Annotated in this window: 22 protein-coding genes; 12 read left to right on the top strand and 10 right to left on the bottom strand. The window is 65.6% G+C overall.

The window, feature by feature from the left end; all coding sequences use genetic code 11:
- Positions 1-34: 34 nt before the first annotated feature.
- Complete coding sequence (gene motA, locus CUR21_RS07590; protein ID WP_100196403.1) at positions 35-904, top strand: flagellar motor stator protein MotA; 870 nt, start codon at positions 35-37, stop codon at positions 902-904.
- Positions 901-3,087, top strand: coding sequence for a hypothetical protein (locus CUR21_RS07595; RefSeq protein ID WP_100196404.1), 2,187 nt, complete (start codon positions 901-903; stop codon positions 3,085-3,087). The genes motA and CUR21_RS07595 overlap by 4 nt, the downstream gene beginning before the upstream one ends.
- A 58-nt stretch (positions 3,088-3,145) precedes the next feature.
- On the opposite strand, the gene CUR21_RS07600 is transcribed toward CUR21_RS07595, so the two are convergent.
- Positions 3,146-3,679, bottom strand: a complete 534-nt coding sequence (locus CUR21_RS07600; protein WP_100196405.1) for a DUF2478 domain-containing protein — start codon at positions 3,677-3,679, stop codon at positions 3,146-3,148.
- Positions 3,680-3,778: 99 nt separating this feature from the next.
- Here CUR21_RS07600 and mobA point away from each other — a divergent pair, with 99 nt between their 5' ends.
- A complete protein-coding gene (gene mobA, locus CUR21_RS07605) occupies positions 3,779-4,372 on the top strand; it encodes a molybdenum cofactor guanylyltransferase MobA (RefSeq protein WP_369802512.1) in 594 nt (197 codons plus the stop codon).
- A complete protein-coding gene (locus tag CUR21_RS07610; RefSeq protein ID WP_157791961.1) occupies positions 4,362-5,222 on the top strand; it encodes a molybdopterin guanine dinucleotide synthesis in 861 nt (286 codons plus the stop codon). Before mobA ends, CUR21_RS07610 begins: the two co-directional genes overlap by 11 nt.
- Here CUR21_RS07610 and CUR21_RS07615 read toward each other — a convergent pair.
- The 6 genes from CUR21_RS07615 to CUR21_RS07640 form a co-directional block, all read right to left on the bottom strand.
- Positions 5,214-5,453 (bottom strand): sulfurtransferase TusA family protein, encoded by a 240-nt coding sequence (locus CUR21_RS07615; protein WP_100196408.1) that lies wholly within the window; start codon positions 5,451-5,453, stop codon positions 5,214-5,216. The two genes, CUR21_RS07610 and CUR21_RS07615, sit on opposite strands and share 9 nt — an antisense overlap.
- Complete coding sequence (locus tag CUR21_RS07620) at positions 5,450-6,253, bottom strand: 3-deoxy-manno-octulosonate cytidylyltransferase (RefSeq protein ID WP_100196409.1); 804 nt, start codon at positions 6,251-6,253, stop codon at positions 5,450-5,452. Before CUR21_RS07620 ends, CUR21_RS07615 begins: the two co-directional genes overlap by 4 nt.
- A 2-nt stretch (positions 6,254-6,255) precedes the next feature.
- Positions 6,256-7,083, bottom strand: a complete 828-nt coding sequence (gene kdsA / locus CUR21_RS07625) for a 3-deoxy-8-phosphooctulonate synthase (RefSeq protein ID WP_232622720.1) — start codon at positions 7,081-7,083, stop codon at positions 6,256-6,258.
- 7 nt (positions 7,084-7,090) lie between these two features.
- Entirely contained in the window at positions 7,091-8,062 is a 972-nt protein-coding gene (locus tag CUR21_RS07630) for an SIS domain-containing protein (RefSeq protein ID WP_100196411.1), read from the bottom strand.
- 78 nt (positions 8,063-8,140) lie between these two features.
- Positions 8,141-9,199 carry an AbrB family transcriptional regulator gene (locus tag CUR21_RS07635; RefSeq protein ID WP_100196412.1) on the bottom strand — a complete coding sequence of 353 codons (1,059 nt, stop codon included), beginning with the start codon at positions 9,197-9,199 and terminating at the stop codon, positions 8,141-8,143.
- Entirely contained in the window at positions 9,199-9,402 is a 204-nt protein-coding gene (locus tag CUR21_RS07640) for a SlyX family protein (protein WP_100196793.1), read from the bottom strand. Before CUR21_RS07640 ends, CUR21_RS07635 begins: the two co-directional genes overlap by 1 nt.
- Positions 9,403-9,479: 77 nt before the next feature.
- Between CUR21_RS07640 and hisS the strand changes: the two genes are divergently transcribed.
- From hisS to CUR21_RS07660, 4 genes are all read left to right on the top strand, one after another.
- Positions 9,480-10,955, top strand: a complete 1,476-nt coding sequence (gene hisS, locus CUR21_RS07645; protein WP_100196413.1) for a histidine--tRNA ligase — start codon at positions 9,480-9,482, stop codon at positions 10,953-10,955.
- Positions 10,955-12,061 (top strand): ATP phosphoribosyltransferase regulatory subunit, encoded by a 1,107-nt coding sequence (locus CUR21_RS07650; RefSeq protein WP_100196414.1) that lies wholly within the window; start codon positions 10,955-10,957, stop codon positions 12,059-12,061. Before hisS ends, CUR21_RS07650 begins: the two co-directional genes overlap by 1 nt.
- Positions 12,058-12,762, top strand: a complete 705-nt coding sequence (gene hisG, locus CUR21_RS07655; protein ID WP_100196415.1) for an ATP phosphoribosyltransferase — start codon at positions 12,058-12,060, stop codon at positions 12,760-12,762. The genes CUR21_RS07650 and hisG overlap by 4 nt, the downstream gene beginning before the upstream one ends.
- Before the next feature lie 64 nt (positions 12,763-12,826).
- Positions 12,827-13,186, top strand: coding sequence for a hypothetical protein (locus CUR21_RS07660; protein WP_100196416.1), 360 nt, complete (start codon positions 12,827-12,829; stop codon positions 13,184-13,186).
- Between the two features lie 4 nt (positions 13,187-13,190).
- On the opposite strand, the gene CUR21_RS07665 is transcribed toward CUR21_RS07660, so the two are convergent.
- Positions 13,191-15,194, bottom strand: coding sequence for an NADPH-dependent 2,4-dienoyl-CoA reductase (locus CUR21_RS07665; RefSeq protein ID WP_100196417.1), 2,004 nt, complete (start codon positions 15,192-15,194; stop codon positions 13,191-13,193).
- Between the two features lie 92 nt (positions 15,195-15,286).
- A complete protein-coding gene (locus CUR21_RS07670; RefSeq protein WP_100196418.1) occupies positions 15,287-16,123 on the bottom strand; it encodes a zinc-ribbon domain-containing protein in 837 nt (278 codons plus the stop codon).
- 175 nt (positions 16,124-16,298) lie between these two features.
- Here CUR21_RS07670 and CUR21_RS07675 point away from each other — a divergent pair, with 175 nt between their 5' ends.
- The 4 genes from CUR21_RS07675 (at position 16,299) to CUR21_RS07690 (ending at position 19,396) form a co-directional block, all read left to right on the top strand.
- A complete protein-coding gene (locus tag CUR21_RS07675; protein WP_100196419.1) occupies positions 16,299-16,970 on the top strand; it encodes a cell division ATP-binding protein FtsE in 672 nt (223 codons plus the stop codon).
- 32 nt (positions 16,971-17,002) lie between these two features.
- Positions 17,003-17,893 (top strand): ABC transporter permease, encoded by an 891-nt coding sequence (locus tag CUR21_RS07680; RefSeq protein WP_100196794.1) that lies wholly within the window; start codon positions 17,003-17,005, stop codon positions 17,891-17,893.
- Complete coding sequence (locus CUR21_RS07685) at positions 17,893-18,621, top strand: lysophospholipid acyltransferase family protein (RefSeq protein WP_369802513.1); 729 nt, start codon at positions 17,893-17,895, stop codon at positions 18,619-18,621. The genes CUR21_RS07680 and CUR21_RS07685 overlap by 1 nt, the downstream gene beginning before the upstream one ends.
- A 61-nt stretch (positions 18,622-18,682) precedes the next feature.
- Positions 18,683-19,396, top strand: a complete 714-nt coding sequence (locus CUR21_RS07690) for an MgtC/SapB family protein (protein WP_100196421.1) — start codon at positions 18,683-18,685, stop codon at positions 19,394-19,396.
- Here CUR21_RS07690 and CUR21_RS07695 read toward each other — a convergent pair.
- A complete protein-coding gene (locus CUR21_RS07695; RefSeq protein ID WP_157791962.1) occupies positions 19,393-19,956 on the bottom strand; it encodes a hypothetical protein in 564 nt (187 codons plus the stop codon). The two genes, CUR21_RS07690 and CUR21_RS07695, sit on opposite strands and share 4 nt — an antisense overlap.
- Positions 19,957-19,966: the final 10 nt, after the last annotated feature.

Genomic DNA, 19,966 nt, shown 5'->3' on the forward strand with positions numbered 1-19,966 from the left:
TGGTCGGACAGAGCAGCAACAGGATGGGAACTGGATGTTCGGATTCATTGGTATTGGGGTGATCTTCTTGATGGTCTTCGGCGGCTATGTCCTTGCCGGCGGAAAACTGGGGATCATCCTGCACTCTTTGCCTTTCGAGATGATGATGATTGGCGGCGCAGCGGTCGGCGCCTTCCTGATTTCAAACGATATTTCCGTGGTCAAGCACACTGCGAAAGACATCGGAAAAGTGTTCAAGGGCGCCCACTGGAAGCCCGGAGATTACCGCGACTTGCTGTGTCTGCTGTTCGAATTGATTCGACTTGCACGCGTCAATCCGGTCGGCCTTGAAGAGCATGTGGAAAATCCCGAAAGCTCCACGATTTTCGGTCGATATCCGAAGATTCAGAAGGATCACGAGGCGGTCGATATGATCTGTGACACGTTCCGTGCAGCTTCGATGAATTACGACGACCCCCATCAGGTCGAAGAGGTGCTCGACAAGCGCATGGAGGCAACGCAATCCCATGCTTTGCATTCCAGCCACGCATTACAATCCATGGCCGATGCTCTCCCTGCTCTTGGGATTGTTGCCGCTGTCTTGGGCGTCATCAAGACGATGGGATCGATCGACCAACCCCCCGAAATTCTTGGCAAGATGATTGGCGGGGCTTTGGTTGGCACGTTTTTGGGTGTTTTCCTGGCCTACGGGATCGTGGGTCCCTTCGCCGCGCGCGTCAAAGCCGTCGTCGATGATGACGGGCATTTTTACCAACTGATCCGGGAGGTATTGATTGCAAATTTGCACAACCATCCCGCCAACATCTGCATTGAGGTGGGCCGTCAGAATACGCCGCATTCCGTCCGCCCCAGCTTTGGCGATCTCGAAGAGGCGTTGCGCGGTCTCAAACAGGAGGCGGCATGAAATACCTTTGCCTCCTTCTGTGCCTGCTTGGAATGCCCGCGCTGGCGCAAGGCGTGAATGTGAAATCTGGCGAACACGGTCCTTTCACGCGTCTGGTTTTCACTTATTCCGAACCGGTAGACTGGGTTCTTGGTCGGTCGGCGCAAGGCTATGCGCTGCGGCTCAAGGGGCCAAGCCGTGTTTACGATCTTTCCGATGTTTACCGCCGTATCACACGAGATCGCCTGCGCAGCATTTGGGTCGATCCCGTAAGCAACGACCTCCTTCTTGGCGTCGACTGCGCCTGTCACGCCATCCCATTTGAACTCGGCCCGACCGTGCTCGTGATCGACATCAGGGATGGGCCACCCCCGACCGGTTCCAGTTTTGAATTGAGCTTGGAAGAGGGCAGCCCGCTAGCGCCGCTTCAGGCCGCAGAGCGAAAACGACCGCGGCGCAGCAACCGGGTTCAGCCTGTGTATGATTGGCTGGCGCACCCCACTGCCGCAGCCGGACACAACGCCTTGGCCCCCGACTCGCTTGCGGACGACCTGCGGCTCAAGGAGTTTCGCGCCATGTTGATTGCGGAGGTCGGACGGGGCGCAACCCAAGGTGTGGTGGAGGTGGCCGTTCCGGAAGAAAGAATGCCGCAGGAGCCGTCTGGGGCCCCGAACCAAGAAGAGCCGAACAATGCGCGCGCCGCATTGGATGCCTTGCCGGGAATAGACATCAGCACCGACCGGACTGCTGCGCCCGATGTCACCGTCGTGGGGGCAAACTGCCCTGAGCCGACAGACATGGCGAGCGCTGCGCCACCTGAGGGAGAGGATGCCGTCACACTGCTCGCACAGGCGCGCGCCAACGTGCTCACGGAGTTTGACATCCCCGATCCCACGCAAGTGACCCAGGCGGTCGATACTTATCTGTACTTTGGCTTGGGCGCCGAGGCGCGATGGATGCTCGACAGCTTTCTGCCGGTCGGTCAGTCAGACCCTTTGCGCCGAAGTATTTCATTTTTGGTTGACGGAGCGCCCCTGCCAGACAATCCGTTCGAGGGAATGCAGAATTGTGACTCGGCAGCGGCGCTCTGGGCACTGCTCGCGGCGGACGACCGCGCGCCGCTGGCTTTCGTCAACGGTGCGGCCGTCAGCCGGTCTTTTCTGGCAATGCCCGCGGAACTGCGTGCCGCGCTGGGGCCGGACATTGCAAGGCGCTTGCTGGCCTCGGGCGATGCCGCCAATGCTGAAGTGGTGCGCCAGGCCTTTGCGCGCGCGACTTCTGAAGAAAATCCTGCTGTCGGCCTGCTCGCGGCCACCCAAGCTCTCCAAGCAGGCGATCCTGCTGCGGCCGAGGCCGCACTCCCACAGGACGCGCAGGGAGAAAACGCGCTGACCCGCCTGCTGACACTTGTCGAAGCACGATTTCAGCAGCGTAAAGCGGTCGATGGCAAAGACCTTGAGGCTTTGGAGGCCTTTGCCTTTGAGCATGGCGATGGCCCTCTGCGCCCGCAGCTTGACCGCGCCTTGGCGCATGCCGCCGCGCTGGGGGGCGATTATGCAGCTGCTTTTGGCCATGCGGGGCAAGATTTGGCCTTGGAACGGGATGTCTGGATGCTCTTGGCTGAGACAGGCACGGAAACGCCTTTGCTCACCTTCGCGGTCGGCCTTGACGCCACGCAGCGCGCAGCGCTTCCCTCAAGCATACGCGGAAAAATTGCCGAACGGCTGCTCGCCGCAGGATTGCCCAATGCCGCGACCGAATGGGTTCAATCTGACGACCCTGACAGTGATATCGCCGCGCGCATTGCCTTGGCCAATGGGGATTCTCGCGGCGCGCTGCGCATGCTCTCCCGTCTGGTGCCCGAGGTCGACCCGGACCTTCTCGCCACCGCCTATATCGCTTCCGGAGAGTTTGGGGCCGCAGCAAACGCCTATCGGACGGCGGGCAATGTTGCGCAGGCGGCACGGCTTGAACGTTGGGGCGGCAATTGGGCGGCGCCGAGTGGCCCTGAGGCCGAAGATGCAGATGTTTGGGAAACGGTCGCCGACTATGCCACCTCAAAGCCGGATGATCCTGCTACACCTGTTCTGCAATCGGGTCAGGCCCGGCTTGAGGTCAGTGCCAGCACCCGTCAGGCGATTGCAGATCTGCTGGCCGCTACCCCTCTGCCCGAGCGTCCTGATGGTGCAGCGCCTGACCTATGACATCTTGAAAAGGAGGGACGCGATACATCTTGGCGGCCCGAACCGCAGGCCAGCCCCGTCAGGCGGCGGGAGAGGTTTCCGGTGCCGCGTTCGCCAGCATCCCGAGGCACCAGTTGAAAACCATGTCTTCATCCACGGGCAAAAAAGATGCCAAACCGTCAGAAAACAGATCAAAGCCCGCGCGATTCTTTTCAGCTACACTGGTCAGCACCGGCACGCCCAGCGCGATGGCTTCGGCGATCACCGGCCGAAAGCCCCGGCCCTCGGCTTCCTGCTTGCCAAACTTGTTCACGATGAGCAGGTGCGGCCTTGCCCTGTGCAACTGCTCGGCGACCAAACCCGCCGCTTCTTCCAGCCCTGCCGTGTCCAACCTGCAGCCAGTCGCATGGCGCCCAAGCGACTGGCTGATCCGGATCACGCGCCCTCCGCCCAAAAGGCGCAGGTCCATCAGGCAGGGGCTGTCCGGATCGGTTTCGGTGTTCACCTGAACGACGCCGCCCAGCAACACGCCCTGCGCCGTCAAGCGCGCCGCGACCCGGGCCAGAAGCGTGTCGCCCGCCCCGCGCGCGGGGGCAGAGATAAAGCCCAGCATCTTTGCCCCAGCCCTTTCTGTACATCGGCTTGCCAGCCCTGTGACCTGATTACAATATGGCCTTCCTGCGCGAAAGCGCCACCTTGGGACAGGATGACCATGCAACTGGGTGTGATACTGGCAGGCGGACAGGCGCGGCGCATGGGGGGCGACGACAAAAGCCTGCGCCAATTGAATGGCCAAACGCTGATGGCCCGCGTGATTCAGCGGCTGGCGCCGCAAGTGCAGGCGCTTGCCATCAATGCCAATGGCGATGCTGCCCGATTTTCGGCCTTTGGCCTTCCCGTGCTGCCCGATTCGCTGCCGTGCTTTCCCGGGCCCTTGGCCGGGGTGCTGGCGGCAATGGACTGGGCCGCCAGCCTGGAGGAGGAAAGCGTGGTCACCGTGGCCGCAGACACGCCGTTCTTTCCTGCCGATCTGGTGCCGCGTCTGCTTGCCGCTGCGCAGAATGGCCTTGCCCTTGCCGCCACGGGGACGCCAAGCGCCCCTCAGTGGCACCCTACATTTGGTCTTTGGCCCACCAGAATACGCAACACCTTGCGAGATGATCTGCACGGCGGACAGCGCAAGGTGCTCGACTGGGCGCTGCGCCAAGGCGCGCAGCCCGCCTTTTTCACCGAGCAGGGAGATACGTTTTTCAACATCAACACGCCCGACGATCTTGCCGCAGCGCAGCACCGCCATGATCTTTGAGCGCACCGCCATCCTTGATTGGTCCGCCGCCAAGGGCCCGAGGCGTGGGAAAGATTCCATCTGGCTGGCCATCGCCACCGCGCAGAGCTGTCGCGCGCAGAATATCCCCACACGGGCTGAGGCAGAAGCAGCCCTAACGCAGCTGATCGCCGAATCCCTCAGCAAAACTCAGCGCCTGCTCATCGGCGCTGATTTCGCCTTTGGTGCGCCGCAAGGCTTTATTCCCCGGCTGACCGGCCGGGCAGAGGCCTTGTCTTGGTGGGGATGGCTGGCGCAGCGCGTTACCGACACGCCCGGAAACCACAGCAATTACCGCCAGATCGCCGCACAGATGAACAGTGCCTTCCCCGGGGATGGCCCGTTCTGGGGCAATGGAGAGAAGGTTGAAACCCCCGGCCTGCCCCGGCTGAAGCCGCCCTTGCCGCTGGGGCTGGCGCTGCACCGGGCCACCGACCTCGCGGCCCGCGCGCCCGGATCGGCGCCAAAACCCATCTGGCAACTGGCGGGCGCCGGAGCTGTCGGCGCGCAGGTGTTGACGGGCCTGCCGATGCTGGAACGGCTGCGCCAGCGCTTTGCCGGACAGATCTCGGTCTGGCCGTTTCAGGCCCCCACCACCCCCATCGTTCTGGCCGAGGTATACCCTTCGCTTTTGTCAGATGCCGTGCGCCGCCACTGCGCCGCGACAGGCCAAGTACCGGATGAGGCGCAGGTGCGCCTTCTCGCCACTGCGCTGCACCGCCTGTCGCCCGATCAGCGCGCGCAGCTTTTCGCCCTGCCCCACCCCGTGCCCGAGGAAGGCTGGATCCTGGGCGCAGGCCAGGGGGCGCTCCTGCAAACTGCCCTAGGCTGATCCTTTGCGGATCAGAAACACCCGCGCCGTCCCCTCTTGTTCCGAGGAGAGCAGCACATCCCCCGACTGGCTGCAAAAATGCGGCAGGTCGATCACCGCGGCCGGATCGGTCGCCACCACCCGCAGCACCTGCCCGGGCTGCATCGCCAGCAGCCGTTTGCGCGCGCGCAGCACCGGCAGCGGGCACAAAAGCCCCGCCGCATCCACTTCATCATCCCATGCGCGGGTCACGCCCAGCCCATCCGCTTCAGATAGCCTTCGATCAGCGGCACATCGCTGGGGTTGTTCAACTCCCAGAACATCGCGCCGGGGGCCGAGACCTCGACCATGCGGATCGGATGGCCGTTCTCCAGAAAGCGCAACTGCTCCAGCCCTTCCAAGCCCTCCAGCGGCCCCGGCTCCCATGCCTGATAGGCGGCAAGTGCGGCGGGACGATAGGCGTAGACGCCGACATGATGAAACACCGGCACGATGCCATCGACCACGCCGCGCCCGTTGGTAAAGGGGATCACCTCTTTCGAGAAATAGAGCGCCCGGCCCGCACGATCGGCCACCACCGTGGTGGCGCCCACCCGGCCCGCACGCCGATCCGCCAGCAGGTTCTCCACCGTTTCGGCATCGCAGCGCAGATAGGGCGTCGCCATCCCGCAGCCCGGATCGGCCCGCATCGCCTCGATCAGCGCAGTCACGAAATGCGCGGGGGTCAGCGGTGCATCGCCTTGCAGGTTCACTACGATATCCGCCGTGATCCCCGCCCGCGCCACCGCTTCGGCCACGCGTTCGGTGCCATTGCGGCAGCTTTCCGAGGTCATGATGACCTCGGCCCCGATCCGGGCCGCCTCCTCCGCAATGCGCGCATCATCGGTGGCCACATAAATCGGGATCACCCCGCCCGAGGCCGCGCGCGCCGCCAGCACCGACCGCTCGATCAGACTGCGCGCCTCGCCCCCCGCCCCGGTCAGCGCCACCAGCGGCTTGCCGGGATAGCGCGTGCTGGCATAGCGCGCGGGAATGATGATGCAGGCATCCATGGTCACAGCCCCTTTGCCAAACGGTCAAAGGCGCAGAGCGTGCCGATCAGCGCCTGCATGTCCTTGAGGTAAATCATGTTCGGCCCGTCGCTCGGCGCGTTGTCCGGGTCTTCATGCGTTTCGATGAACAGCGCCGACACCCCCACCGCACAGGCCGCCCGCGCCAGCACCGGCGCAAACTGCCGTTGCCCGCCGGAACTGCCGCCAAGCCCGCCCGGCTGCTGCACCGAATGGGTGGCATCAAACACCACCGGCCAGCCGGTTTCGGCCATCGTTGGCAGGCCCCGGAAATCGGTGACAAGGGTGTTATAGCCAAAGGACGTCCCGCGCTCGCACAGCAGGATGCGCCGGTTGCCGGTGCTTTCCACCTTGGCCGCGACATGTCTCATGTCCCACGGCGCAAGGAACTGCCCCTTCTTGATGTTGATGGCCAGCCCCGTCTCGCCCGCGGCCAGCAAAAGATCGGTCTGGCGGCACAGAAAGGCCGGGATCTGAAGCACATCCACCGCCTCTGCCGCAATCTTGCAATGCCCCGGCTCGTGCACATCCGTCAGCACCGGCACGCCATATTCGGCCCGGATGTCCGACAAGATGCGCAAGCCCATCTCCATCCCCAAGCCGCGGTTGGTGCTCAGCGAGGACCGGTTCGCCTTGTCATAGCTGGCCTTGAAGATGAACTTCGTCCCCGTGGGCTGGCAGGCCTCCAGCAGCCCTTCGCAGATCATCCGCGCATGGGCCGCACTTTCCAACTGGCACGGCCCGGAAATAAGCGCGATCGGCGCATCCCCCCCAATCGCGATATCGCCCACGGTCACGGTTTGCTGGTTCATCATTCCCTCACATCACGCCAATGCGCAAAAGGTCGTGCAAATGCACAAGTCCCACCGGCCGCCCGTCTTCGCAGACAAACAGGGCCGAGATTTTCGAGCCGTTCACAATCGCCAAAGCCTCGGCCGCAAGCGTCTGCGGTGCCACCGTCTTGGGCCGGCGTGAGGCGATGTCGCCCGCCACCCGGTCCAGCAGTCCCACGATGTTGCGGCGCAAATCGCCATCGGTCACCACACCTGTCAGACGGCCCTCGGCATCCACCACGCCGGTGATGCCAAAACCGCCCGCCGTCATCGCCTGAACCACATCCTGCATCGGCGCGTCCAGCGGCACCAAGGGCACCGCGTCATGCATCACCTGCCGCACCAGCGTCAGCTGCGCGCCCAGCTTGCCGCCGGGATGATAGGTGCGGAACTGCTCGGCTTCAAACCGCCGCGCCTCCATCAAGGCCACCGCCAGCGCATCGCCCAACCCCATCATCAGCGTGGTGGAGGTGGTGGGCGCCATGCCGATGGCACAGGCCTCGGGCAGATCGGGGATCGTCAGCTTGTATTCCGCCGCCCGCATGAGCGTGCTGGCCGGGTCGCGCGACAGGCCGATCAGCGGAATGTCAAACCGCGCGCAATGCGCGATCAGATCGCGCAGCTCGCTCGTCTCGCCGCTGTTTGACAGCAAAATGCAAATGTCATCGGGCGTCACCATGCCCAGATCGCCATGGCTCGCCTCGGCGGGATGCACGAACAAGGACGGCGTCCCGGTCGAGGCCAGCGTCGCCGCGATCTTGCGCGCCACATGCCCGGATTTGCCAATTCCCGACAGCACGGCCCGCCCCCGCACCTCCAAAAGCGCCGCCACTGCGCCTGCGAAATCCGCAGGCAGAGCGCCTGCCAGCGTCAACAGCGCCTCCCCCTCCACACGCAGCACGCGGGCCGCCGCGCGCTCATGCGCTGCAAGGGTCAGTTTCGATGGGATATCCGCCATGAACAGGGGCCTTCCTAGGGTCCTCCCCCTAGTGCCACGCACGGCCCCGCCTGTCCAGAAGTCCGCCCAGCCCTGCGCCTAGCGCTTCAGGAACCAGCGCACCCCGATTTGCGCCGCCAGCACCGCCAGCGCAATCCGCAGCACATGATGCGTGGTCACATAGATGGCACTGATGTTCAGGCTCAGCGCGATCAGGCTCATCTCGGCCAAGCCCCCCGGCGCAAAGGCTAGAAACACCGCCGCCACCGACTCCCCCACCAGCGCGTGCAGCACAAAGGCAAAGCCGTAGGCCAGCGTCATCACCGCCGCCCCGTTCAGCACCGCAAGCAGCCCTGCCCGCCGCAGCATCGCGCCGCTCACCCCGGCAAAACGCGCACCAAGCCCGGTGCCCAGCACCACCTGCGTCACGGAAATCAGCCAGCCCGGCGGCACCCCCTCGACCCAGCCGAGCACATGCACCAAGGCCGAAAGGATCAGCGGCCCGGTGATGATCCAGGCCGGAATCCGGCACAACCGCGCCAGCCACACCCCAATCCCGCCGCAGGCCAGCAGGATCAGCACATCGCGCGGGCCCAGCGCCGCATCCGCCCCCGTCATCTGCACCCCGGCAGCCGATCCCACCGCATGGCCTGTCACCCCGGCAAAGATCAACGGCACCGCGATGATGGTCAGGATCAGCCGCAGGAATTGCAGCACCGTCAGCAGCCGCACATCGGCCCCCGCCTCTTCGCCCAGTTGCACGCTTTCGATCAGCCCGCCCGGTAGCGCGCTGAAATAGGCGTCCACCCGGGGCAATCCCCCCGTGCGAAAAAGAACATAGCCCACGGCATGGGCCATCGGCACAAAGACCAGAAGCCCCAGCAGACTGCCGCCCCAGCCCAGTGCCTCGCGCGCCACCTCGGGCGTGAAGGCCCCGCCAATCGCCACGCCGATCACCGGCACGAAACACATGCGCAGCTTCACCGGCATCGTGATGCCCCGGCCCAGCGGTCGCCAGCCCATCGCCGCCGTGATCCCCACCGCCAAGAGCGACCCCAGCAGAAAGCCCAGCGGCACCTCCAGCAGCGCCGCCACCACGCCCCCCAGCGCGCCAATCGCCAGCGTGACCGCCAGCGCCGACAGATCGACCTTGGCCATCACCAATGCGGCGGCCTCACATCGGCGGCGGGCGCATCGCCCACCCCCGCCTCCCGCTCGGCCTCACGCTCCACAAGCAGCCCGACCAGCCGGGTCAACCGGTCAATCTCGCGCCCCTGTGCGGTCACCACATCCGACAGATCGTCGACCGCGCGCAGCAGATGCGCCACCCGCTCTTCGATCCCGTCAACCCGGTCTGCCATCTTCACCCCGTGCCGCTTGCCGCCATGCCCCCCATCCGTTACAGGATGCCCGGCAAAGATCGAAGGGCCAAACCGCCATGTCCGACGCGAAAATCCGCCGTCCCCGCGCCGAAACCCCCAAGGGGTTCCGCGATTATTTCGGTGCCGAAGTCACCACGCGCAAAGCGATGCTGGACAAGATCACGGCGGTCTATCACCGCTATGGCTTTGACCCTCTGGAAACCAGCGCGGTGGAAACGGTTGAATCGCTTGGCAAATTCCTGCCCGATGTCGACCGCCCGAATGAAGGCGTGTTTGCGTGGAAAGAAGACGACACCGACTGGCTCGCCCTGCGCTATGACCTCACGGCCCCCTTGGCCCGGGTTGCCGCGCAATTCCGCAACGACCTGCCCAGCCCTTACCGCCGCTATGCCATGGGCCCGGTCTGGCGCAACGAAAAGCCCGGCCCCGGCCGATTCCGCCAGTTCTACCAATGCGATGCCGATACCGTGGGCGCGCCATCGGTCGCCGCCGATGCCGAAATCTGCGCCATGCTTGCTGACGCGCTCGAAGCCGCCGGCATTGATCGCGGCGATTACGTCGTCAAGGTCAACAACCGCAAGGTGCTCAACGGCGTGATGGAGGTCGCGGGCCTCTCGGGCGACGACAAAGAGGCCGAACGCGGCATCGTCCTGCGCGCCATCGACAAGATCGACCGCCTAGGCCCCGAAGGCGTCCGCGCCCTGCTGGGTGAAGGCCGCCGCGACGAGTCCGGCGATTTCACCAAAGGCGCAGGCCTGAACGCCGAACAGGCCAACGTCGTGATGGGCTTTACCACCGCAAAGCGGGAAACGGGGGCCGACACCGTCGCCCGCCTGCGCGAACTGGTCGGCTCCTCCTCCATCGGCCTCGAAGGCGTCGACGAACTCGAACAGATCGCCGCCCTCCTCGCGGCCCAAGGCTACGGCCCCGACCGTATCGTGATCGACCCCGGCGTGGTGCGTGGCCTTGGCTACTACACCGGCCCGGTCTATGAGGCCGAGCTTACCTTTGAAATCCTTGACGAAAAGGGCCGCAAGCGCCAGTTCGGCTCGGTCGCGGGCGGCGGGCGCTATGATGACCTCGTGAAGCGCTTCACTGGCCAATCCGTCCCCGCCACCGGCGTCTCCATCGGAGTGGACCGTCTGCTGGCCGCCCTGCACGCCAAGGGCCGCCTCACCACCGACACCACCGGTCCCGTCATCGTCACCGTGATGGACCGTGATCGCATGGCCGATTACATGGGCATGGTGGGCGAGCTGCGCGCCGCAGGCATCCGCGCCGAATGCTACCTCGGCAACCCCAAGAACTTTGGCAATCAGTTGAAATACGCCGACAAGCGCCACAGCCCCATCGCCATCATCCAAGGCGGGAACGAGGCGGCAGCAGGCACTGTCATCCTCAAGGATCTGGTGCTTGGCGCGCAGATTGCGCAAAACGCGACGCTGGAAGAATGGAAAGACCGCCCCGCGCAGGTCGAAGTCCCCCGCGCCGACCTCGTCGCCGCCGTGCGCCGGATGCTGGACCCAAACTGATGCGCAGCACCGCCGAACGCGCCACCTCTGATCGTCTCGCCGCGTGGTTCACCGAACAGGGGGCCACGCTGGTCGAGGCCGATATCCTGCTTCCGGCAGAAACCCTGCTGGACCTTTATGGCGAAGACATCCGTGCCCGCGCCTATATGACAGTGGACCCGGTGCGGGGCGAAATGATGCTGCGCCCCGATTTCACCGTGCCGGTCGTGCAACAGCACATGGCAGGCGGGGCCGAACCGGCCATCTATGCCTATTCCGGCCCGATCTTTCGCAAACAAGACCGCGCCGGCGACCGCCCGTCGGAATATCATCAGGCTGGCATCGAAATCTTCCGCCGCGATCAGCCCGAACAATCCGATGCGCGCGTCTTTGCGCTGATCGACCGCGTGCTGCGCGAGCACGGCTTGGCCTTGCGCCCCCTCACCGGTGACATCGGCATCCTGATGGCGGCCGTGCGGGGCCTGGCCACGTCAGACCGCCGCAAGCAGGCGCTCTTGCGCCACATCTGGCGGCCACAACGCTTCCGCGCCTTGCTCGATCGCTTTTCCGGGCGCGCTCCGGTCCCGGCCGCACGTCGGCATTTGCTGGATCGTCTCGCCCAAGGCTCCCCGGCCGCGCTGATTGCACAGGCCGGCACCTTCACCGGGCTGCGCTCCGAGGCCGAAATCGCCGCCCGCGCCGAAGCCCTGATCCAAGACGCGCAAACCCCGCCGCTGGCCGCGCCCGAGGCCGCCCTGCTCTATGATCTCCTGTCGCTTCAGGCCCCGGCCCGCGCTGCGCTGTCTCATCTGCGCGGCATCGCGCCCATGCTTCCCGCGATCACCCCGGCGGTAGACCGCTTCGCCGCCCGGCTGGAGGCGCTGGCCGACCACGGCATCGACACCGACACCCTGCCCTTCGAGGCAAGCCATGGCCGGACCAGCCTTGAATATTATGATGGCTTCGTCTTCACATTTCACGCCGAAGACCCAGCGCTGCCTCCGGTGGCCAGCGGCGGGCGCTATGATGCGCTGACCGCCGTTCTGGGACAGGGCAAATCCATTCCCGCCGTGGGCGGCGTTATCCGCGCGGGGCTTCTGGCCCGCCTGACCGGGGATCAAGCATGATCAAGATCGGCGTGCCGTCCAAAGGACGGCTGATGGAGAAAACCTTCGACTGGTTTGGCGCGCGCGGCGTGACCTTGCGTCTCGACGGGGCCGAGCGCGAATATTCCGGCGCGGTCGAAGGCGTCGAAGGTGTTGAACTTGTCCTTCTCTCGGCGGGAGAGATCCCCCGTGAACTGGCCGCAGGGCGCATTCATCTGGGCGTCACCGGGTCTGATCTGGTGCGCGAAAAGCTGGCTGACTGGCGCGCACAGGTGGCCGAGCTTGCGCCCTTGGGCTTTGGCCATGCCGATCTGATCCTTGCCGTGCCGGTGTCATGGATCGATGTCGACACGCTGGATGATCTCGACGCCGCAGCCGCCGCCTTCCGCCGCAGCCACGGCTTTCGCCTGCGCATCGCCACCAAATACCACCGTCTGGTGCGCGACTTCCTGACAACGCAAGGCATCGCCGATTATCAGCTCGTCGACAGCCAAGGTGCCACCGAAGGCACTGTCAAGAACCTCACGGCCGAGGCGATTGCAGACATCACCTCGTCTGGCGAAACGCTGCGCGCCAACCACCTGAAAATCCTGTCCGACGCGCTGATCCATTCCAGTCAGGCCATGCTGTTCCTGTCACAGCGTGCGGACTGGACACCGGAAGACCGCAAGGCGCTGACGCTGCTGGCGGGAAAATTGGGCGTGACAGTCCCGAATTCCTGACCTTGCGTCATCTTTGAATTTCCGCGGTCCTGCGTTAACCTTTCCCCGTTCCGAGGAGGTTTTGATGACCGTCGCCCGAATCGCCCCCCTGCTGTGCCTCGCCCTGCTCGCGCCGCTGCCTGCGGCAGGGCAGGATCTGGCCACGGGCGCCGCGATCCGGGCGGCCTTGGTGGGCAACACCGTGCAAGGCGCCATGAGCGCCTCGGGTGGCTTCACCGAATATTATGCCCCCAACGGTGCCATCCGTGGCCCGGATTATCGCGGCGAATGGACGATCCAAGGCAACCGCATGTGCTTTGGCTATGATGGCAATCCGGCCAGTTGCTGGGGGGTGCGGGTCAACGGGCGCAGCATCGTTTGGGTGGGCGTCGCCGGAGACGAAGGCACAGGCACCATTCTCCCCGGCAACCCCAACAACTTCTAAGGCGTCACAGCGCCGCCGCCAGCCGCGCGCCCTGATCAATCGCACGTTTGGCATCCAGTTCGGCCGCCACATCAGCCCCGCCAATCACATGCGGCGTGATGCCCATGGCGATCAAGGCATCGGCGAGGCTGCGCTCAGACACTTGCCCGGCACACAGCACCACGTCATCCACTGGCAACACCTGCTCGGCCCCGTCGCGCTCGACCAGCAGCCCCTCGGGGGTGATCGCCTTGTAGCTCACGCCGCCCATCATCTTCACCCCCTTGGCCGCAAGGGCCGCACGGTGAATCCAGCCTGTGGTCTTGCCCAGCCCGCGCCCCGGCTTCTCGGCCTTGCGCTGCAACAGCCAGACCTCGCGCGCGGGGGCCTCTGGCGCGGGCGCGGCCAAGCCGCCCGCCGCTTCGGCCGGATCGCCCACACCCCACTCCCGGCGCCACAAGGCCAGATCTTCGGTGGGGCTTGTCCCGGAATGCACTAGGTATTCCGACACGTCAAAGCCGATGCCCCCGGCCCCGATCACCGCCACGCGCCGTCCCACCGGGGCCCCTTGCAACACGTCCAGATAGCTCAGCGCCCGCTCTTGCCCGGCAATCCCCGGGTCACGCGGGGCCACGCCGGTGGCGATCACCACCTGCTCAAAGCCCGCCAGATCCTCCGGGCGGGCCTCGGCGCCCAACCGCAGCTCGACCGTTGACCGCTCCAGCATCGTGCCGAACCATGCGATCAACCCCTTGAACTCCTCCTTGCCCGGCACGCTCGCCGCCAGATGCAGCTGACCGCCCACCCGCTCCGCACGGTCGAACAGCACCACCTGATGCCCCCGCTCGGCCGCCACCAGCGCCGTCATCATCCCCGCAGGCCCCGCGCCGACAACGGCCACCCGCTTCGGCGCCTCGCTGGGGGTGTAAACCAGTTCGGTCTCATGGCAGGCGCGCGGGTTCACCAGACAACTCGTCAGCTTGCCGCTGAACGTATGGTCCAGACAGGCCTGATTGCAGGCGATGCAGGGCGCAATCTCCTCGGCCCGCCCCGCCGCCGCCTTGGCCACGAAATTGGCATCCGCCAGAAAAGGCCGCGCCATCGACACCATATCGGCCTGCCCCGCCGCCAGAACGCGCTCCCCCACCTCGGGCGTGTTGATCCGGTTCGACGTGATCACCGGAATCCCCACCTCGGGCCGCAGCCGCGCCGTCAGCCAAGTAAAGGCCGCGCGGGGCACCGATGTGGCAATGGTGGGCACCCGCGCCTCGTGCCAGCCGATGCCGGTGTTGAGGAGGCTGGCCCCCGCCGCCTCAATCGCGCGCGCAAGCTGCACCACCTCTTCCCAGCTTGACCCATCGGGAACCAGATCGATCAGGCTGATCCGGTAGATCAAAATGAACTCCGGCCCCACCGCCTCGCGCACCCGGCGCACCACCTCCACCGGCAGGCGCATCCGGTTTTCATAAGATCCGCCCCAGTCATCGTCGCGCCGGTTGGTGTGGCGCACCAGAAACTGGTTCAGGAAATAGCCTTCCGACCCCATGATCTCCACACCGTCATACCCCGCCTCCCGCGCGCGCACGGCAGCGGTGACAATGTCGGTGATCTGCTTTTCAATGCCTTCCGCATCCAGTTCGCGCGGCACAAAGGGCGAGATCGGGGATTTGATCGCCGACGGCGCCACGCACTCCTTGCCATAGGCATAGCGCCCGGCATGCAGGATCTGCATGGCGATCAAGCCGCCCGCGTCATGCACCGCATCCGTCACCCGGCGGTGGTTGGCGATGTCGGTGTCGGAAAACAACCCCGCCGCCCCCGGAAACACCCCGCCTTCCCGGTTGGGCGCCATGCCGCCCGTCACGATCAACCCGGCACCGCCCGCCGCGCGCGCCGCGTAAAACGCCGCCACCCGGCCCCAATCGCCGGTTTCCTCCAGCCCCGTATGCATCGACCCCATCAGCACACGGTTGCGCAAACGCACATGGCCCAGATCCAGCGGGGCAAGCAGATGGGGATAGGTGGTCATGATGTCCTCCGGCAAACTCGCGGCACAATGAGCGGCGGCGCAAGGCTTGTCACCCGCAACGCCGCGTCACGACCCGCCACCCAAGGCGCGCCTCAGCCTGCGGTCATCCCATTCAGCGCGCCGGTGGCCCGCCGCATCAGGGCATCCACCCAAAGCCGCAGACCATCAACCGTGGCCACATAGGATTGCATCGCCTCAGAGGCTTCCGGAATCTGGGCCGAGATCTGCGGCGCCATCACATACACCGCCACCGCCACCACCGCGAGGATCATCGCCAGCGCAAAGCCCGAGCGGAAACCAGCGCCTTTTCCCGCGCGCCGGGCCTGTGACTCCTCAGCCAGACTGGCCGCCATGTCATTGGGTCGCAGGCTGGAGTTGATCTCCTCGATGTCAGGCAGCAGATCGCGCCGGGCTGCAGGCCGCAGGCCGGGGCCGCGCTCGCCCTTTATCGCGGCGATCCGCCGTTCGGTCTCGCTGCGGGCCGCGGATGTGGCCGCCGCCGCCGCGGCAGCAGATCCCACGACCGGAGAGACCGGCGGCGGCAGGCCCAGATCCCCCTGCATCTCGATCGGCGCTTGCTCTGCCCGACGTGCGGCCATTTCGCGCTCGGCCTCTTCGCGCAGGATGGCCAGCACGTCATCATCCAGCTTGCGCGGCGCCACGGGGGGGGCGACGGGGGGGGCCACCGAGGCACGCGGCGCCAACTCCGGCGCATCCTCTTCTGCATCGTCTTCGTCGCGCTGCGCCAGCGCGGCGGGCACCGGTTCCGGGACCCTGGACTGCGCCGCAGTCACATCTTCTCCCGCCGTCTCGCGCGCCTGAAACCAGGCATGCCCACAGTTCGAGCATTGCACGTCACGACCGGCCTCTGGAATGGCGCCATCGTCAACTTCATATTGGGCATCGCAATTCGGACAAATCAGGCGCATGCGGGCTTACCTTTCCCGGTTCTCCCGGATTTTCCGGCGACACTAGCAATGAACCCGCTCAAGGCCAAGAGTTTGTGGCTGTTTTCGCAACGACACAGGCCCGCCCGTCATTGTATCCGTCCCCGCTTTGCGCAATCCTGCCCGCGTGCCAGCGGCAGGCCAAAGGGGCGGATGAGTGATCGCGTTCGAGAATGTGGGTTTCAACTACGGCGGGGGCGAATTGCTGTCCGACATCACCCTGCGCCTTGCGCCGGGATCGTTCCATTTTCTCACCGGCCCATCCGGCGCCGGCAAGTCCACCTTTCTCAAGTTGGCCTATGCCGAATTGCGCCCCACCGCTGGCCGTGTCTCGATCTTCGACCGTGACGCACGCCTGATGACGCGCGATGACGTGGCGCTCAGCCGCCGCCGCATCGGGGTGGTGCATCAGGATTGCCAGTTCCTCGACCATCTGCCCCTTGCCACCAATGTCACGCTGCCGCTGACCGTGGCCAACCGCAAGGGCGACCCGCAGGATCTGGCCGCCCTGCTCGATTGGGTGGGTCTGGGCAAGCTGGCGGATGCCTTGCCGCCACAACTTTCCGGAGGAGAGCGTCAACGCGCCGCCCTTGCCCGCGCCATCATCACCTCGCCCGATGTGATCCTTGCCGACGAACCCACCGGCAACCTTGATTGGGATATGTCGCTGCGCCTGCTCACCTTGCTGGTAGAGCTTAGCCGGATGGGCAAGACCATCTTGGTCGCCACCCATGACATGAACCTGATCCGGCAAGCCAAATCGCAATTGGCCGCGCGGGTGCTGCGCATCCAGAACCGTCGGGTGCAGCTTGCGGGGGCCGATCTGTGAGGTTCTCCCTGCCCCGCTTCCTCTCCCCTGCCCTGCTGGCCCCCGCGCTTCTGGCGAGCGACCGTCAGGCCGACCGCGTGGTGCCGCCCTCGGGCTTCACCGCACAGCTGACGCTGTTCACCGCCGGGGCAATGGCCTTCCTCGCCGTGTTTGCCCTTGCCCTGTCGCTCGCCTCGGGCCGTCTGGCCGACCGCTGGGCCTCGGCCCTTGCAGGCACCGCCACCATCCGCATCTCGGCCCCGCCCGAACAGCTCGACACCCAAGTTGCCGCCGTGGTCGCCCTGCTGTCCACCACGCCCGGCGTCGCCTCCTCGCGCGTGCTCGACAGCGCCGAACAGCGTGCTCTGCTTGAACCTTGGTTCGGCCCCGACCTGCCGGTCGACGCGCTGCCCCTTCCCCGGCTGATCGAACTGACAGAGGCCAGCCCCGGTTATGATGGCGAAGGCCTGCGCTTGCGCCTCGCGGCCGAAGCCCCCGGCGCGGTGCTGGACGATCACACCCGCTGGCGCCGCCCCATGGCCACGGCCGCCGAACGGCTGCGCCTTCTGGGTGCGCTCTCGCTTTTGCTGATCACCGGCTCCACCGCCGCCATGATCACGCTGGCCGCCAATGCCGCGCTGTCGGCCAACCTGCCCGTCATCCGCGTGCTGCGGCTGGTGGGGGCGAAAGACGCCTATATCGTGCGCGCCTTTGTGCGCCGCTTCACCTTGCGCGCGCTGACGGGGGCGGCCATCGGCACCGTCCTCGCCATGCTGGGCATCGCGCTGCTGCCCCGCGCAGATGACGCTGGGGCGTTTCTCACCGGGCTTGGTTTTCAGGGTTTCGGCTGGCTTTTGCCGCTGCTATTGCCTCCGCTGACCGCCGTGGTGGCCTTTGCCGCCACCCGCTACGCCGCCTTCCGCACCCTGAAAGGGCTGACCTGATGCTTGCCATCCGCTGGATTCTGTCGCTGTTGTTCAACATCCAGATGTATGTGGCCATGGCCATCATGGCTGTCGTCTTTGCCCCTTGGGCGCTGTTTTCCCGCGAAGGCGCCTTTGCCGCCTGCCACACCTATTGCCGCTGGGTGATCTTCACCGCGCGCTGGATGCTGGGCCTCAAGGTCGAGGTGCGCGGCACGCCCCCCACGGATGAAGTGGTGGTCGCCGCCAAGCACCAAAGCTTTTTCGACATTCTGGTGATTTTCCACGCTGTCCCGCGCGGCAAGTTCATCATGAAACGCGAGCTGATCTACACGCCCTTTCTGGGCCAATACGCCCAGCGCCTTGGCTGCGTTTTCGTTGATCGCGGCAAACGGGGGGCGGCCATCGCCAAGATGAAGGCCGATGTCGCAAAATCCGCCGCCGACCCCGGCCAGCTGGTGATCTATCCGCAAGGCACCCGCGTGAACCCCGGTGTGGTCAAGCCTTACAAGGTGGGCTCGGGTCTGCTGTATGAACAGCTTGGCCAGCCTTGCGTGCCGGTCGCCACCAATATCGGCGTCTTCTGGCCCAAGCGCGGCATCCTGCGCAAACCCGGCACCTGCGTTGTGCACTTCCTGCCGCGGATCGAGCCCGGGCTGACCGTCCAAGCCTTCATGCGCCAGCTCGAGCATGACATCGAAACCACCTCCGATGCCCTTCTGGTCGAGGCGGGCTTCCGCGCGGCCTGACCCCATCGCGAGCGACATCCGATTGGCGGGAACCTTTGGGTCCGCCGGATGTTGCTGCTGCATGACATTTGACAGCTTCCTCGCCACCCTCCTCACCCCAGCCTTGATGCTGCCGCTTCTTGGCAGCCTCATCACCGGCGCCCTCATCGGGGCCGAGCGTGAGGTGCAGGCCAAACCTGCGGGCCTGCGCACCCATACCTTGGTCTGCTTTGGCTCTGCGCTGATGATGCTGATTGCGGCGCATCAATCGGGCTGGGATTCCGCCTTTCTGCCGGAAACCCAGATCGTGAGCGACCTGTCCCGGATGCCCCACGCCATCCTCACTGGCATCGGCTTCTTGGGGGCGGGGGTGATCTTCCGCGAAGGCCTGTCTGTCCAAGGCCTGACCACCGCGGCCTCGCTTTGGCTCACCGCCTCGCTGGGCATCGTCTATGGCGCGGGGATGCTGGAACTGGCGATCGTCGGCACGCTGATCGTGCTGGCGGTGCTGATCGTGCTGCGCGTGCTGAACCGGGTGCTGCCGGTCCATACCGCCCTGCGCGTGACGCTGCGCACCACGCCCGATTTTCGCAGCGGCGATCTGGCTCAGGTGCTGGCCCGCCATCGCCTGAAACCGGGGCCGCTGGCCTTTGCGCAAACGCCTCAGGACCTGACCCTCACCACCATCGTCACCCTGCCGGGCCGCCATGTGCATCTGGATGAACTCGCCGCCGACCTGCGCGCTAACCCCGCCGTGCAGGACATCACTTTTCAGCCGGTGGATCAGACGGGTTAACCCAGCAAGCACGCGCTCACTTTGAAATCCAGCGCCAGCCGCGCCTCGGGCCCATATTCCATATCCGCCACGTCAATGAATAACGCCCCGCCCTCGGTGCGGATATGCGCAGGCGTCACCGGCATCGTGGTAAAGGCCTCGTCAATGGCAAAACCGTCGAACAGCGCACAGTCCACCTCAAAGCGCAGCACATAGCCGTTGAACGGCGCATCCCAGAACCGCCCGCGCTCCATGCCATAGCTGAATTCGATGCGGTTGGCGCCGATGTCCACTTCCACCGGCACCACATCAAAGCCGTTGAGGCCCCCCTCCGGCAGCAGCGCAAATTCCACCGGCCCGCCCACGGTCACCGTCCGCCCGCGCGAGCGGAAGACCAGCGCCCCGTCCTCACTGGTGGTCTCGGTGTTCAGCGTCACGGTCCGCCCGTCAAGACTCCCCGCCCCGGCCCACACCGGCGCGCCCGTCAGGCTCAGACAGGCCATCAAACCCAAACACAATGACACGCGCATCCCGATCATGCCGCCATCCTGCCCAGCCCCATCGCCCCTCGCAAATGACATTTCCGCGGCC

It is taken from the genome of Pseudorhodobacter sp. MZDSW-24AT (genome assembly GCF_002794355.1).
Taxonomy (GTDB): domain Bacteria; phylum Pseudomonadota; class Alphaproteobacteria; order Rhodobacterales; family Rhodobacteraceae; genus Pseudotabrizicola.